At 42.8% G+C, this 13,984-nt stretch carries 14 protein-coding genes; 9 read left to right on the plus strand and 5 right to left on the minus strand.

Going from position 1 to position 13,984, the window contains the following annotated elements; all coding sequences use genetic code 11:
- Positions 1 to 217: 217 nt before the first annotated feature.
- Positions 218 to 964 (minus strand): RsfA family transcriptional regulator, encoded by a 747-nt coding sequence (locus tag ACFX4H_RS19900; protein WP_095390579.1) that lies wholly within the window; start codon positions 962 to 964, stop codon positions 218 to 220.
- Between the two features lie 270 nt (positions 965 to 1,234).
- Between ACFX4H_RS19900 and ACFX4H_RS19905 the strand changes: the two genes are divergently transcribed.
- The 3 genes from ACFX4H_RS19905 (at position 1,235) to ACFX4H_RS19915 (ending at position 3,541) form a co-directional block, all read left to right on the plus strand.
- Complete coding sequence (locus ACFX4H_RS19905; RefSeq protein ID WP_048683566.1) at positions 1,235 to 1,456, plus strand: YuzB family protein; 222 nt, start codon at positions 1,235 to 1,237, stop codon at positions 1,454 to 1,456.
- Positions 1,457 to 1,691: 235 nt separating this feature from the next.
- Positions 1,692 to 2,999 (plus strand): HD domain-containing protein, encoded by a 1,308-nt coding sequence (locus ACFX4H_RS19910; protein WP_034315900.1) that lies wholly within the window; start codon positions 1,692 to 1,694, stop codon positions 2,997 to 2,999.
- Positions 3,000 to 3,031: 32 nt separating this feature from the next.
- Complete coding sequence (locus ACFX4H_RS19915; RefSeq protein WP_034315899.1) at positions 3,032 to 3,541, plus strand: YwgA family protein; 510 nt, start codon at positions 3,032 to 3,034, stop codon at positions 3,539 to 3,541.
- A 29-nt stretch (positions 3,542 to 3,570) separates the two neighbouring features.
- On the opposite strand, the gene ACFX4H_RS19920 is transcribed toward ACFX4H_RS19915, so the two are convergent.
- The gene (locus tag ACFX4H_RS19920) at positions 3,571 to 3,756 is read right to left on the minus strand and encodes a 2-hydroxymuconate tautomerase (protein ID WP_034315897.1); all 186 of its coding nucleotides are present in this window, start codon (positions 3,754 to 3,756) and stop codon (positions 3,571 to 3,573) included.
- A 139-nt stretch (positions 3,757 to 3,895) separates the two neighbouring features.
- Between ACFX4H_RS19920 and ACFX4H_RS19925 the strand changes: the two genes are divergently transcribed.
- Positions 3,896 to 4,570: a site-2 protease family protein gene (locus ACFX4H_RS19925; protein ID WP_237752193.1), complete on the plus strand. Its 675-nt coding sequence runs from the start codon at positions 3,896 to 3,898 to the stop codon at positions 4,568 to 4,570.
- A 41-nt stretch (positions 4,571 to 4,611) separates the two neighbouring features.
- Positions 4,612 to 5,121, plus strand: coding sequence for a YwhD family protein (locus tag ACFX4H_RS19930; RefSeq protein ID WP_063589657.1), 510 nt, complete (start codon positions 4,612 to 4,614; stop codon positions 5,119 to 5,121).
- Positions 5,122 to 5,271: 150 nt separating this feature from the next.
- Here ACFX4H_RS19930 and ACFX4H_RS19935 read toward each other — a convergent pair whose 3' ends face one another.
- A complete protein-coding gene (locus ACFX4H_RS19935; RefSeq protein ID WP_377436081.1) occupies positions 5,272 to 7,341 on the minus strand; it encodes a transglycosylase domain-containing protein in 2,070 nt (689 codons plus the stop codon).
- A 207-nt stretch (positions 7,342 to 7,548) separates the two neighbouring features.
- On the opposite strand from ACFX4H_RS19935, the gene speE reads away from it, so the two are divergent.
- The 4 genes from speE to argS all read left to right on the plus strand — a co-directional run bounded on the left by speE (position 7,549) and on the right by argS (position 11,639).
- On the plus strand, positions 7,549 to 8,376 hold the full coding sequence (gene speE / locus ACFX4H_RS19940; protein ID WP_034315891.1) for a spermidine synthase: 828 nt from the start codon (positions 7,549 to 7,551) through the stop codon (positions 8,374 to 8,376).
- A 14-nt stretch (positions 8,377 to 8,390) separates the two neighbouring features.
- Complete coding sequence (speB, locus tag ACFX4H_RS19945) at positions 8,391 to 9,269, plus strand: agmatinase (protein WP_377436082.1); 879 nt, start codon at positions 8,391 to 8,393, stop codon at positions 9,267 to 9,269.
- Positions 9,270 to 9,524: 255 nt separating this feature from the next.
- Complete coding sequence (locus tag ACFX4H_RS19950; protein WP_048683553.1) at positions 9,525 to 9,965, plus strand: YwiB family protein; 441 nt, start codon at positions 9,525 to 9,527, stop codon at positions 9,963 to 9,965.
- 3 nt (positions 9,966 to 9,968) lie between these two features.
- Positions 9,969 to 11,639: an arginine--tRNA ligase gene (argS, locus tag ACFX4H_RS19955; RefSeq protein WP_034315885.1), complete on the plus strand. Its 1,671-nt coding sequence runs from the start codon at positions 9,969 to 9,971 to the stop codon at positions 11,637 to 11,639.
- A 49-nt stretch (positions 11,640 to 11,688) separates the two neighbouring features.
- Here argS and uvsE read toward each other — a convergent pair whose 3' ends face one another.
- Together uvsE and cls are read right to left on the minus strand one after the other, a co-directional pair.
- Entirely contained in the window at positions 11,689 to 12,642 is a 954-nt protein-coding gene (gene uvsE, locus ACFX4H_RS19960) for a UV DNA damage repair endonuclease UvsE (RefSeq protein WP_063589660.1), read from the minus strand.
- 28 nt (positions 12,643 to 12,670) lie between these two features.
- Entirely contained in the window at positions 12,671 to 13,873 is a 1,203-nt protein-coding gene (cls, locus tag ACFX4H_RS19965; protein WP_034315880.1) for a cardiolipin synthase, read from the minus strand.
- Between the last annotated feature and the right edge of the window lie 111 nt (positions 13,874 to 13,984).

Consider the following 13,984-nt stretch of genomic DNA (forward strand, 5'->3'; position numbering starts at 1 on the left):
AGCCGTTCCATTAAGTCAGGAATGGCTTCTTTCATTTAATACGACTTTAGCATTCACTGAAACTGTAAAAGGACTGTATGATAGGCGGAGATAGCATTCCTTCTTTCTTGAAACAATGAAAAAAAGAGCCTTGTTGGCTCCCTTTTTTCGGATAAATAGGGGTGAAACGGCCTCTGGCATGTGGTTGATCTATATAACAGAACCCCACATTATCTTATTACTCGGCCATTTTTTCCAAATTGCCATTCCGGTCCATCTTGAACTTCGTTGCCGGACGTTCCTCTTCCTCCAACAAGACCAGCTTTCTTGCTCGATTCATGATATTCATCAAAGTTTCATAATCTTCCTGCATCAAGCCGCTGTTTTGTTCTAGGTGGCTGATTTTATTCTCCAAATCTTCGTTTCGCTTTTTCAGTCCTTTAATTTCAAGCTTCAATCTTTCATTTTCGGTTTTTAATACTTCGGCTTGAAGCATGCGGCCGTTCATGGATTCCAAATAGGCGATGACGGCATCAAGGCTCATGGCCGATTCCAAAGTAACTGGTGTGTGCTGTGTCTTAGGAGTGAGGGCTTCTGCCACAACGAATTCCTCTGCTGCTTCATAATTGGCAGTATCGACTTCGGTATTCAACTCTAGTTCCTCCTCTTGTACATGGGGAACCATTATGTCGGAAATCGTTGGGGACGGCGGTGTATAAAGAAGCCGTTTTTTCCCTCCTTGATCTTTTCCAAGGATCCTTTGCCGCTGCTTACGCTGTTTCTTGGCAAGGGATAGCGCTTTATCATAATTATGGCGGACAACTGCATTCCAGCGGAATCCGCATGCTGCAGAGGTACGATTCAACTTATCTCCTACCTCTTCAAAAGCATTAAGCTGAGTGCTGCCTTCCCGCACATGGCGCAATACCGTTTCTGCCAAAAGCAAATCATCTTCTTCTGTCCAGGCGTCTTGACGAACCTTCATTTCTACATACTCCCTTTCTGGTAACTTTTAAAATAAATAACTATATAAAATATCGTGTAGCAGTGATTTATGGAGTGTTCTACTAGCATTTTGGACAAAATATGGATTTTTTATACAAAAAGGTTAAAAGGATACTAGTTTTTTGATTAATTACATCATTTTTCACATCATTCAGCCCTCTTGATATTCATAAGTAGAAACGGTAAAATACCTTTTAGTCATATAAATGGATGAAATACAGTTTGTCATGGAAAGGATGGTGACCGGAGGATGTCCAATGAATTCAGAGTGTGCGATGACTGCTTGGCGGTAAACATAAAAACATTGATCCCGCGTCTTGAAAAGCTTGATCCCGACGCGAAAATTGAAGTGGGCTGCCAATCCTACTGCGGTCCTGGCAGAAAGAAGTCTTTTGCCTTTGTCAATAACCGTCCGGTTGCTGCACCGACAGAAGACGAGTTACTAGATAAAATCAATAAAAAACTAAAGTAGGATCCATGATATATAGGTAGAGTGGATTGTTTCTTATGATATATGGAACCAGTAATCATCACCCAGATTCGACACACTGCGGTGATTTTTTATTTCCTTATTTTCGAGACAAAACCAGACTGGGACTTCCGTTTTCTTACAAAATGCCCCCTCTTACTAGCAAGGTGGAAGTTAGGGTTTTTTGTCAAAACACGCTATAATGAGTGCATCGAGATTATGAAAAAGAGGGTAGTTCATGGGATATTCCGGCGAAAAATTACAAGAAGAAAAAGTATTCAAGGATCCGGTGCACCGATATATACATGTTCGTGACCGGGTTATATGGGATTTAATAGGGACGAAGGAATTCCAGCGGCTTCGTAGGATCAAACAGCTGGGAACGACTTATTTAACCTTTCATGGTGCGGAACATAGTCGGCTTAGCCATTCGCTTGGAGTATACGAGATTGTCCGGAGAATCGTGGATGATGTTTTCGAGGGCAGACCGGAATGGAAACCAGAGGAGCGGTTACTATCCTTGTGCGCAGCCCTCCTGCATGATTTGGGTCATGGTCCTTTCTCTCATTCTTTTGAAAAAGTGTTTGATCTGGATCATGAGCAATTCACGCAGCAGATAATCGTCGGCGATACGGAAGTGAATAAGATCCTCCTTAGAGTTGGGCGTGATTTTCCAAAAAAAGTGGCAGAAGTCATCGCGAAAACCTATAAAGGCAAATTAGTAGTCAGCCTGATTTCAAGTCAGATCGATGCTGATAGAATGGACTATTTACAGCGTGATGCTTATTTCACTGGCGTGAGTTATGGTCATTTCGATATGGAAAGGCTTTTGCGTGTGATGAGGCCAAGGGAAGAACATGCCGTCATAAAGCAGAGCGGGATGCATGCGGTTGAGGATTATATCATGAGTCGCTACCAAATGTATTGGCAGGTTTATTTCCATCCAGTTACGAGAAGTGCGGAGGTCATACTTACCAAGATCCTACATAGGGCGAAACATTTATATGAATCCGGTTATGAGTTTGCTCAAGAACCGCACCATTTTTATTCATTGTTCAAGGGTGAAGTGACTTTAACGGACTATTTGAAAATGGATGAATCGGTGATGCTCTATTATTTCGAAGCATGGGAAGAGGAAAACGATGCGATTTTAAAAGATTTATGCACTCGCTTCGTTAACCGTAAACTATTTAAATATGTGGAATTCCATCCGTCGAACAGTCAAATGAACAGATTGATGGAATTAAGGACGCTATTCAAGAAGGCGGGCATCGATCCGGATTATTATCTTGTCGTCGATTCCTCATCAGATCTGCCGTATGATTTTTACCGGCCAGGTGAGGAAGAGGAGAGACTTCCGATTCACTTGCTTAAAAATAATGGCGAAATTCGTGAATTATCACGTGAATCCGAAATTGTCGATGCAATTTCAGGGAAAAGAAGAACGGATCATAAGTTGTATTATCCAGCGGATTTATTGCGTGATGAATCTACGAAGAAAAATATTAAAAAACAGATCCGCAAGCTTTTGGAGCTATCGGATTAAAGTGGTACATTTTTGGTGAGGAGTGACGAGCCTTGTTTAAGGATCATGCAAACATTATCAATGCAATTTCTACTGCCGGTGAAATCTCGGGTCGGAAAAAATTACAAAAAATCGTTTATATCGCGAAGAAGCTGTCCTTCCCATTTCATGAAAAGTTTCAGTTTCACTTTTATGGACCGTATTCGGAGGAGTTGACCTTACGGATTGAAGAGCTCTGCGAAATGGGCTACTTGAATGAAGTAAGGGAAAAAAAAGCAGGCTATTATCAATATTGTTATTCGATAACGGATGCCGGCCAGGATTTCCTATCCATACAGGAAGTGGAGATGCCGGCACTTGAGGCATGCTTACAGGATATGAACGAACAGAATGCCAGGTTTTTGGAGCTGGTTTCAACGGTATTATACTTCGACACGCTTGAAAAAGAGGAAGTCACCGAGAAAATTTTCACGCTGAAAAGCAAACAAAAGTATACCCTTGAAGAAATTGATGAGGCATATGAATATATTGAGCAGTTAAAAACAAAAGCTAAGCCGAATTGATGGCTTAGCTTTTCCCCATTATGTAAATCTTATAGATCGCTTTTACGGACACCGGCTACTGCTAAATGATTTTTTGACATTTCTTCAATGAAAATCGTCACGGCTTCCGCTGGTGCTCCAGTTGTTTCCGTCACTGCTGCAGTCACCTTTTCGACTAAAGCCTTTTTTTGTTCGTCTGTACGGCCTTCAAGCATTTTGACTGTTACATATGGCATCTCTTTTCCCCCCTTCCTCTCTTATCTTGTAGTGTTTCACAATGGAAAAATAATTGCAAGACACGGAAGTCAGAGTTTTTTCACTTCTTGAGCTTTTGATGTATACTAACGGTATTAAACATTGGGGGAGAAGCTATCGATGCAATTCTTGGAGCAAATAGAACGGTTTTTGGTTTATCCTTTGGAAAAGCTTCCATATGTCATTGTGTCACTGTTGATCGCATTTACGGTTCATGAATTTTCCCATGCGTATGTGGCTTATAAGTTCGGTGACCCGACAGCAAAGAATGAAGGGAGAGTCACGTTGAATCCGATTTCACATTTGGATCCGATCGGAACTCTGTTGATATTGATAGCCGGATTTGGTTGGGCGAGACCCGTACCGGTCAATCGTTTTCATTTCAAGAATCCAAAATTGGCAGGAGTGCTCGTCTCTTTTGCCGGTCCGTTCAGTAATTTGCTTGTTGCAATTTTGGGGTATTTGATTTTTTACGGGTTGCTGGCGGCAGGCGTTGGACCTGATTTACCGTTTTTCGTCGAGCCCTTCTTAAATATACTCATAAATTTAAATGTCCTTTTATTTGTATTTAATCTGTTACCGCTGCCGCCTCTCGATGGTTATAGGATCGTTCAGGATCTTGTTTCAGCAAACTTGCGAGCAAAAATGACCCAGTATGAACAATATGGCTCCCTTATTTTTTTGATCCTGATCATCACACCGCTGAGTCAATATACAATTAGACCGATTTTGGATACTGGCATTAAATTTGTAGGAGGCACCTTGAGTCAATTTTTTTCACTTTTGTTTTTTTAACCAATAATAAGGAATGACAAACGATAAAGGGGGATATGAACATGGAAGAACAACCAAAGAAAAAGGTAGGCTTCAATATTATAAAAAACGACCCAACAGAAGGCCATGGCGGATATGGGGCAGGGGTATTAACACTCGATAATATTTCCCCGGTCATCATCGATGTGGATGCGGGTGAAGCAGAGGTCGATATCGGAGCGATGCATGCAAGAAGTGCAGTGGAAAAAGGGATCAAGTTCTTAAAGACTAAAGAGGAAGTCCCGAATGCCAAACCCTACTGGCTTGTTTGGGTGACCATTGAAGCCACTCAAAATGGTCCGCACTATGCAGGTGTGACAGCATGTGAAATGATGGTCGACAGGTCAATTAGACGCGGTTACAAATCGCTTCCGGAGCATGTTAACCGGATGGATAAATCGCTAAAACGAAAGATCATCGTTGAGGACATGGACGATAAATCAAAACGTGTGCTCGCAGACTTCCTGAAAAATCATGATGCGGGAATGTGGGAGCGTTCTTCAGATCAGCTAAAGGAGTCATTGACGGTTTGAATCTCGTTTGATGGATGAAATGTTAAGTTTAGTGAAAAATGCACTTGTAGGAAAGCGATAAAATCAGTAAACTTAAAGACAGCAGTTTAGTCACTGTGGAACTAGGACAGAAAAACCCCCGAAGCCTCTGCAGGCTTCGGGGGTTTTTCGTTATCCCCAAGGTTTTAAGATTTTCTTGTACCAAGGGGCCTTTTTAAGTTCTTCTTCTTTTGGGGCATGTTTCGGATTCTCACCCTTAAAGTGCTCGGCACAGTATTCGACAGGCTCGGTTCCTTTAACATAATAAGTCATTCTTGAGACGGGACAATCCTTTGTGGCCAATTTTCCGCTTACGGGATTCACGTTTACCCCGATTACGTTTTCGGTTTCCTTAAATGATTTTGCCGGTTTACCTTTTAAACCCTTTTCCATATAGGAAGCCCAGATTTTCTTTGCATAGCCTTTTTCAGCAGGGATCTCGATCTTTTTGCCTTGGTCATATCCAGTCCATACTCCTGCTACAAGCTCCGGTGTGTAACCGATCATCCAGCTATCCGTCGGGGTGGAGCCTGATTTGCCGGCATATAGGCGGGTCAGCTGGGAACTGATGGTGCTGCCGGTCACTTTCGTATAGCCATTTAATGTTTCATCGAAAACACCAGTAAGCATCTGGGTCATGACAAATGCCTTGTCCTTATCCAGAATCTGTTCCGGTTTTTCCTTTTCATCAAAAATCACTTCACCTTTTTGATTTTCCACCTTTTTGATAAACACGGGTTCCACCTTCTTGCCGCCGTTAGCCAGAATGCTGTATGCGTTCACCATTTCAATCGCCCTAACACCTGACGTACCGAGTGCCAGGGAAGGGACGGCATCCATCTTTGCCGTGATTCCGAATCGACGCGCGGTATCGACCAATGACTGTTCCCCAAGGAACAAATGCGTTTTTACGGCAAAGATATTATCAGAAAGAGCAATGGCCTGAGCCATCGTGATTTCGCCTTCCGCATATTGATGGTTATAATTATGCGGTGTGTAAGATGAGTGACCATCATCGAAAGAAAATGTAGTTGTCTCGCTTTTCAAGGTGGTGGACGGTGTGAAACCATTCTCCAGCGCTGAATAGTATAGCAATGGCTTCATGGTTGACCCAGGCTGGCGAACGGCCTGTGTGGCCCGATTGAATGGAGACTCGGAATAATCTTTACCGCCGACCAGCGCACGGACCTCCCCGGTATCCGGATCCATTGCCACTATCGAGGCTTGAATGCCTGAAGACTTGGGTATGGTATTGGAAAGGACCTCTTCGGCAGCATCCTGCTGGGTTTCGTCCAGTGTCGTATACACCTTAAGGCCGCCGAGCTCGATCGTCCGGTCATCTAAATGAAGCTGAGATTTTAAAGCCTGCTTGACGGCATCCTGGAAATAGGGAGCGGTCTTCTTGGTGACCGTTCCGTGTTCCCCTTTTAATGTAAAGGATGTTCGCAGTGCTTCCGCGATATCCTTGTCTGAAACGTAGTTTTTGCTTTTCATGGATTGCAGGACAACTTTCTGCCTTGATTTCGCTTTTTCAAAGTTATCCAATGGAGAATAGTTTGACGGCCCTTTTGGTATTCCGGCCAGCATGCTCGCTTCAGGAAGAGTCAGATCCTTGGCATCCTTGCCAAAGTAATATTGACTTGCAGCTTGGGCTCCATATGCGCCATGGCCATAATAAATCGTATTTAAATAGCCTTCTAGAATTTCCTTTTTGGAGTAGTTCATTTCTAAACGTATCGTATAAAAGGCCTCATTAAGTTTACGCGACCACGTTTTGTCATGCCCAAGAAACAGGTTCCGGGCATACTGCTGGGTAATGGTGCTTGCACCCTGGACCTTGGACATTGCCTTAATATCGGCAAGGATGGCACCGCCGATCCGCTTTATATCAAATCCATAATGAGTGTAAAATTGGCGGTCCTCAACGGCTACAGTCGCTTTGATGAGCTGTGGTGAAATCGACTCCATTCCGGCCCAATAACGCTTCTGGCCATTATCTGTTTCACCGATCACATTTCCATCATCACTGTAATAGAGAGTGGACTGCGGCACGACCAAAGGAGGCGGACCTAATATTTTTGCGTAAATCAGTAAAGAGAGAAGCAATACAAAGAGTATTGTCAGCCCGATTGTGGCAAGGATAATGAAGGCCCGTACATATTTAGTTGTCCTTTTAAATCGTTCGCTTGGAATCAATTCCATTGCTTTCACCTCTCTTATCAGGTAAGAATCTAGTATCTATTACTATTATGGAAAAAAAAGAAAATTTTAAACATAAGAACTGCATTTAAGAAATTTATCTTGCAATTCTGCTAGATTCGTCTATAATTTTTCTAGCTAATGACTATACCGATTTTGGGGAACCTATAAGGTGACTGACAATATGAAATGGAAAAGGAGCGTTAATAAATGAGCATTTGGTTTACTGAAAAACAAACAGAGAACTTTGGTATTACGATGAAAGTGAATCGTACTTTACATACGGAGCAAACTGAGTTTCAAAAGCTTGATATGATTGAAACGGAAGAGTGGGGCAATATGCTATTGCTGGATGACATGGTAATGACTTCACAGCGCGATGAATTCGTTTACCATGAAATGGTAGCCCATGTTCCTTTATTTACCCATCCTAATCCAGAAAACGTTTTGGTTGTAGGTGGAGGGGACGGAGGAGTTATCCGTGAAATCCTTAAACACCCAAGCGTAAAAAAAGCTACATTGGTGGATATCGATGGGAAAGTCATCGAATACTCAAAGAAATACCTGCCGGAAATTGCAGGCATGCTTGAAGATCCGCGTGTAGACGTACAAGTTGGGGATGGCTTCATGCACATCGCCAAAAGTGAAAATGAATATGACGTGATCATGGTCGACTCAACTGAACCTGTCGGACCTGCTGTCAATTTATTCACAAAAGGTTTTTATGCCGGGATTTCCAAAGCTTTGAAAGAAGACGGGATTTTTGTGGCACAATCCGACAACCCTTGGTTTAAAGCGGACTTAATTCGCGATGTACAACGTGATGTGAAAGAGATATTCCCAATCACGAGCCTGTATTTAGCGAATATCCCGACGTATCCAAGCGGCCTTTGGGCGTTCACGATCGGATCGAAAAAATATAATCCATTAGAAGTGACTGAAGATCGTTTCCACGAAATGGAAACTAAATATTATACAAAAGAACTTCATAAAGCAGCATTCGTTCTGCCTAAATTCGTTCAAGATTTAGTGAAGTAAGGGAGGCATGGACCATGAAATTCGATGAGGCCTATTCAGGCAATGTATTCATTAAAAGCCACCCTGTTTTTGAGGAATCAGAAGCTGTGCTATACGGCATGCCGATGGACTGGACGGTAAGTTTCCGTCCGGGTTCTCGCTTCGGCCCTACCCGGATTCGTGAAGTTTCGATTGGTTTGGAAGAGTACAGCCCGTATTTAGATCGTGAATTAGAGGAAGTTAAATTCTTTGATGCCGGGGACATTCCATTACCATTCGGCAATCCGCAGCGCAGTATCGATATGATTGAAAAATTTGTCGACAGCTTGTTGGATGCAGGTAAGTTTCCAATGGGTATGGGAGGGGAACATCTTGTCACATGGCCTGTCATCAAAGCCATGTTCAAAAAGTATCCCGATATGGCCATCATCCATATGGATGCCCATACAGATTTACGTGAGGATTATGAGGGAGAGCCGCTTTCCCATGCGTCCATCATCCGTAAATCCGCAGAACTTATCGGCCCGAAAAATGTATACTCTTTCGGCATTCGTTCCGGTTTGAAGGAAGAATTCCAATGGGCAAAAGAAAATGGCATGCACATCTCTAAATTTGAAGTTCTTGAACCTTTAAAAGAAGTGTTGCCGCAGTTAGCTGGCCGTCCTGTATATGTGACGATCGACATCGATGTTCTTGACCCTGCGCACGCGCCGGGAACAGGCACCGTTGATTGTGGAGGCATCACTTCCAAAGAGCTTTTAGCTTCGATTCATGAGATAGCACGGTCTGAAATAAATGTGGTCGGCTGCGATTTAGTAGAAGTGGCACCGATCTATGATCCATCCGAGCAAACTGCGAATACGGCAAGCAAGCTGATTCGCGAAATGATCCTAGGGTGGGTTAAAAAAGGTTAATCATGGAAGAATTGACTGTTCCTGTTTTTTAGCGGGAATGGTCTTTTTTTATCCATGGAAAAGAATCCGAAGGGCTCTTTTTGAATAATTACGCCCAATGAGTCATTATTGCGTTAAAATCAAATGAATTGCAACAACTTGATTTCGACAGCACACTTTTGGTTTAACACTTTATTTTCCGCTCCAAGTTGAAACTTCCTTGAAGAATATTTATACTTATAAAGTTAAGAACGACATGATGAAGGAAGTGTAGCTTTGACTCTTCATGATATAGATAAGCATGCTATTAAAGTGACTTTACAGACAAAAATCAAGCACGGTTCAGAAACGGAAACGTATGAGTTGGTCACATTTGGTACAAAAATGTATAAAGGTGCAGATTTATATTTGCAATATAAAGAGGAAAATGAAACCGGTCAAACACAAACGACCATCAAGCACAAACCGGATGAAACGATCCTGCTTAGAAATGGTGCCATTAAAATGAGGCAGCTTTTCCGCCTGCAGGAAGCGACAAATGGGCATTACGAAAGTATATATGGCAGGTTAGGATTACGGACGACCGCGAAGAAGATCCATCATCAATGGGATGAGCAGGCCAAACAAGGGAAACTTGTCCTTAAATATACGTTACATATGCAGGGAAGCGAACCCGGTCAATATGAGATGACGATTTCCTACAAGGAGGAAGCATAACGCATGAATATAGTAAAAGAGGTACAGGAAAAACTGAAAGAAGAGATTAAAGCGGCAGTCATTAAAGCCGGTTTAGCAACGGAAGAGCAAATTCCGAATGTTGTATTGGAGCTGCCAAGAGATAAGACACACGGAGATTATTCCACGAATATGGCCATGCAATTAACGAAGATTGCAAAGAAAGCGCCAAAGATGATAGCAGAGGCAATCATCGAAAACTTTGACAATTCAAAAGCATCCATCGAAAAAATTGAAATTGCAGGACCGGGTTTTATCAATTTCCACATGAATAATGCGTATTTGACAGAACTGGTTCCTGTCATTTTGAAAGTGGATGAAGCATATGGGGAAAGTGACTTTGGTAAAGGCGAAAAAATCCAAGTGGAGTTCGTTTCCGCGAACCCGACCGGTGATCTCCATCTTGGTCATGCCCGTGGTGCAGCAGTAGGTGATACGCTATGTAATATCCTAGCTAAAGCAGGCTATGATGTTTCACGTGAATACTATATCAATGATGCCGGTAACCAAATCAATAATTTGGCCATTTCCATAGAAGCCCGTTATTTCCAGGCACTTGGCCTCGAAAAGGATATGCCTGAGGGCGGTTATCATGGCGAAGATATCATTGGCATCGGTAAGACACTTGCAAGTGAGTATGGGGATAAATATGTAAATGCCGATGAGAAGGAACGTTTTGAATTTTTCCGTGAGTACGGCTTGAAATATGAAATGGAAAAACTGAAAACGGACTTGGGTAATTTCCGTGTCGGATTTGATGTATGGTACTCCGAGACATCCCTCTATCAAGACGGTAAAATTGATGAAGCACTTAAAGTGTTGAGGGAAAGGGGCCATGTTTACGAGGAAGATGGGGCTACATGGTTCCGCTCTACGGAATTAGGCGATGATAAAGACCGAGTGCTTATTAAGCAGGATGGGTCTTACACATATTTGACACCGGATATTGCCTATCACCGTAATAAATTGGAGCGCGGCTTTGAAACACTGATCAATATCTGGGGTGCAGACCACCACGGGTATATACCGCGCATGAAAGCAGCGATCGAAGCATTAGGGTACAACCGCGAGCAGCTTGAAGTGGAAATCATCCAGCTTGTTCACCTGTACAAGGATGGCGAGAAAATGAAGATGAGTAAACGTACCGGTAAAGCAGTTACGATGCGTGACCTGATTGATGAAGTGGGTCTGGATGCAACACGTTATTTCTTTGCAATGAGAAGTGCGGATACTCATATGGATTTCGATTTGGATCTTGCAGTATCACAGTCCAATGAAAACCCGGTTTATTATGCACAGTATGCCCACGCCCGTATTTCCAGCATTTTACGCCAAGGTGTGGAACAAGGGATCAGCTATGAAGGAGTCACTGATTTCTCTGCCCTAGCTACTGAAAAAGAAGTGGAGCTTTTGAAGAAATTAGGAGAGTTCCCGCAGGCAATAGCGGAAGCAGCCGAAAAACGGATGCCTCACCGTATGACGAACTATATATTCGACCTGGCCTCTACATTCCACAGTTTCTACAATGCAGATAAGGTTCTGGATGTTGAAGAAATGGAAAGAAGTAAGGCGCGTCTTGGACTGGTCAAATCCGTCCAAATTACGTTAAAGAATGCATTGGCCATCATCGGGGTTTCGGCACCGGAAAAAATGTAATGGAAAAAAGCGGCTGTTTCTAGCGAAACAGCCGCTTTTTTTAGGTTATTTAGCACTCAATGGCTCCGCCGCTCACCCTTTTTACACCTCGAATCTTAGCCATATCTTCAATCAGCTGCAACATTGCCCGATCCTTCATCTTGGCCTCGATCATGAAATCCGCGTCCTGTCCAAGATCCTTAAGCACTTTAAAAAGGGGCATGATGAAGTCCAAATCGATATAATCTGCATGCGAGCGAAATTCACCTGCCGATTTTGGGGATGAAATATGGATCTTTGGTACCGCCCCTGCTTGATTCCAAGTGGTGAACACCTCGGTGAGTAGCTCGTTAAGCGGCTCATCTGAAAGGTTTGCGAGATGATGGTGATAATCGAATACAAGCGGGATGCCCTCCCTTTTACATACGCCGAGGGTTTCAGATGCTGTATAGGTTTTATCATCATTCTCCAAAGTCATTCTTTCCTTGATGTGCATAGGCAGCGATTTAAGGTTGTCATGAACCCTTACAAGGGCGGACTCTTTATCACCATAGGCCCCACCGACATGGATATTGATGAAAGAGGTGCCCGCAATGCCCATTGCATCAAGCATTTTATAATGGAACTCCATATCTTTCACTGCATTTTGTGTGATCTCGGGCTTAGGGCTGGTGAACAGCGTAAACTGATTGGGATGAAAGCTGATCCTCATCTTGTGTGCAGTGGCCCAATCGCCAAGCTGTTTCCACTCTTTCTTAAAAGGAGTGACGAAATCCCATTCGATGTCGGGATGTGTGGCTAAAGGAACAATGGAACTGGACATCCGGTATACTTCTATTTGGTGTGCCGTGTTATATTGAAGGACCCTTAAGGTATTTTCAATGTTCTGCCTTGTCACATCCAGGAGCTTTTCCATTCCTTTTTCTGCGCCAAGTGTGCTATATCGCTTGAAAGTAAGTGTCTTAGCCGGAGAAGCCTCCCATAAACAGGTGGCATTGGATACGAACCCAAATCTTATTTTCATTATATTTTTCTCCTTGAGCAAAGGGTTGTCAAAGAAAAGGAGAAAGGATGGAAGCCAGTGATTCTTTTGCGGAACGGACTACATTCATACTGGAAAGAGCGTCCCCGTTCAGCGGCTTGGATTCGGCCAGGTCCACTGCCAATTCCTTTTCTACATCTTTTATAAATGTCCGGTCAAATACGATGCAGTTCATTTCACTATTTAAAAAACAACTGCGTTTATCAAAATTAGCCGTACCGATATCACACATTATATCATCGATCAATATCACTTTAGAATGGTAGAACCCTCTTTGAAATTGCATGATTTCCGCCCCGTCTTTTATTAGTACCCGAAAATAGGGAAAAGAAGCTTCTTTTACAAGGGCGTGGTCTGAAATTTCAGGTACGATGACCGTAACGGAAACATTGCGTGCAAGGGCTTCCCTCAATTCCTGAAATAAAGTTTCACTGGGAATGAAGTATGGAGTCCCGATAATGATTTTTTTAGTCGCTTGACGAATCATGTGTGTCAGTGACTGTTCAAGATCACTGCCATTCGTGACGACAAACTGATGGGCCTGCGTCCCGGGAGTCAATGTCGGAAAATAGGCAGGAGTCCCTCTGTAATCCTCGTTTGTATCATAGAACCAATCAGAGAGGAAGACTTCCTGAAGGTCCTTTACACCTTCCCCGGTCATTTTTAAATGGTAATCCCTCCATGGGTTCAGCTTTTCCCCTTGGTTTATATACTCCTTACCGATATTAAAGCCGCCAAGATAGCCGATTTTTCCATCTATCACCGAGATCTTACGGTGATTTCTTTTTTGTATGGAATAGAAAAGGAAGGGGAGTTTCGGTTTAAAGCTGAAAGAAAAATGAACGCCGCTTTCAGTCAGCTCCTGAATGGTTTGGCGGGACATCCCTTTACTCCCTATCCAATCGACTAAAAGCCGCACTTCCACGCCCTCTTCCGCTTTTGACTGCAGTAACTTCAAAAAGTCCTTGCTGAATTTATCATTTTTTACTATATAAAAAAGGATATGGATGGAATCCTGAGCTTGCCTGACTTCCTTGATATAATCTTCAAACAGGATTTTCCCTGATGTGAATACAGTCATTTCACTATTCCGAGGCGGATATTTAATGTTGTTTGCTTGCTTCAAATAACGCTTATGCCCTACCTTAAGATCAACCCAGCACCAAGAGAAGATCAATAAAAATATAGAGGCAATCGTAGTGATTATCTTCAAAAAAAATCCCCCCTAAATGATTATATTTAGTTTGGCTCTAATTCCCTGACAGTAACCATTAAAAAGGGGGAAAGGATCTTCATTTTTTTAGAATGCAGAAGGGTAATGCAT

This window comes from Peribacillus sp. YIM B13477, assembly GCF_042787955.1.
Classification (GTDB): Bacteria; Bacillota; Bacilli; order Bacillales; family DSM-1321; genus Peribacillus; species Peribacillus frigoritolerans.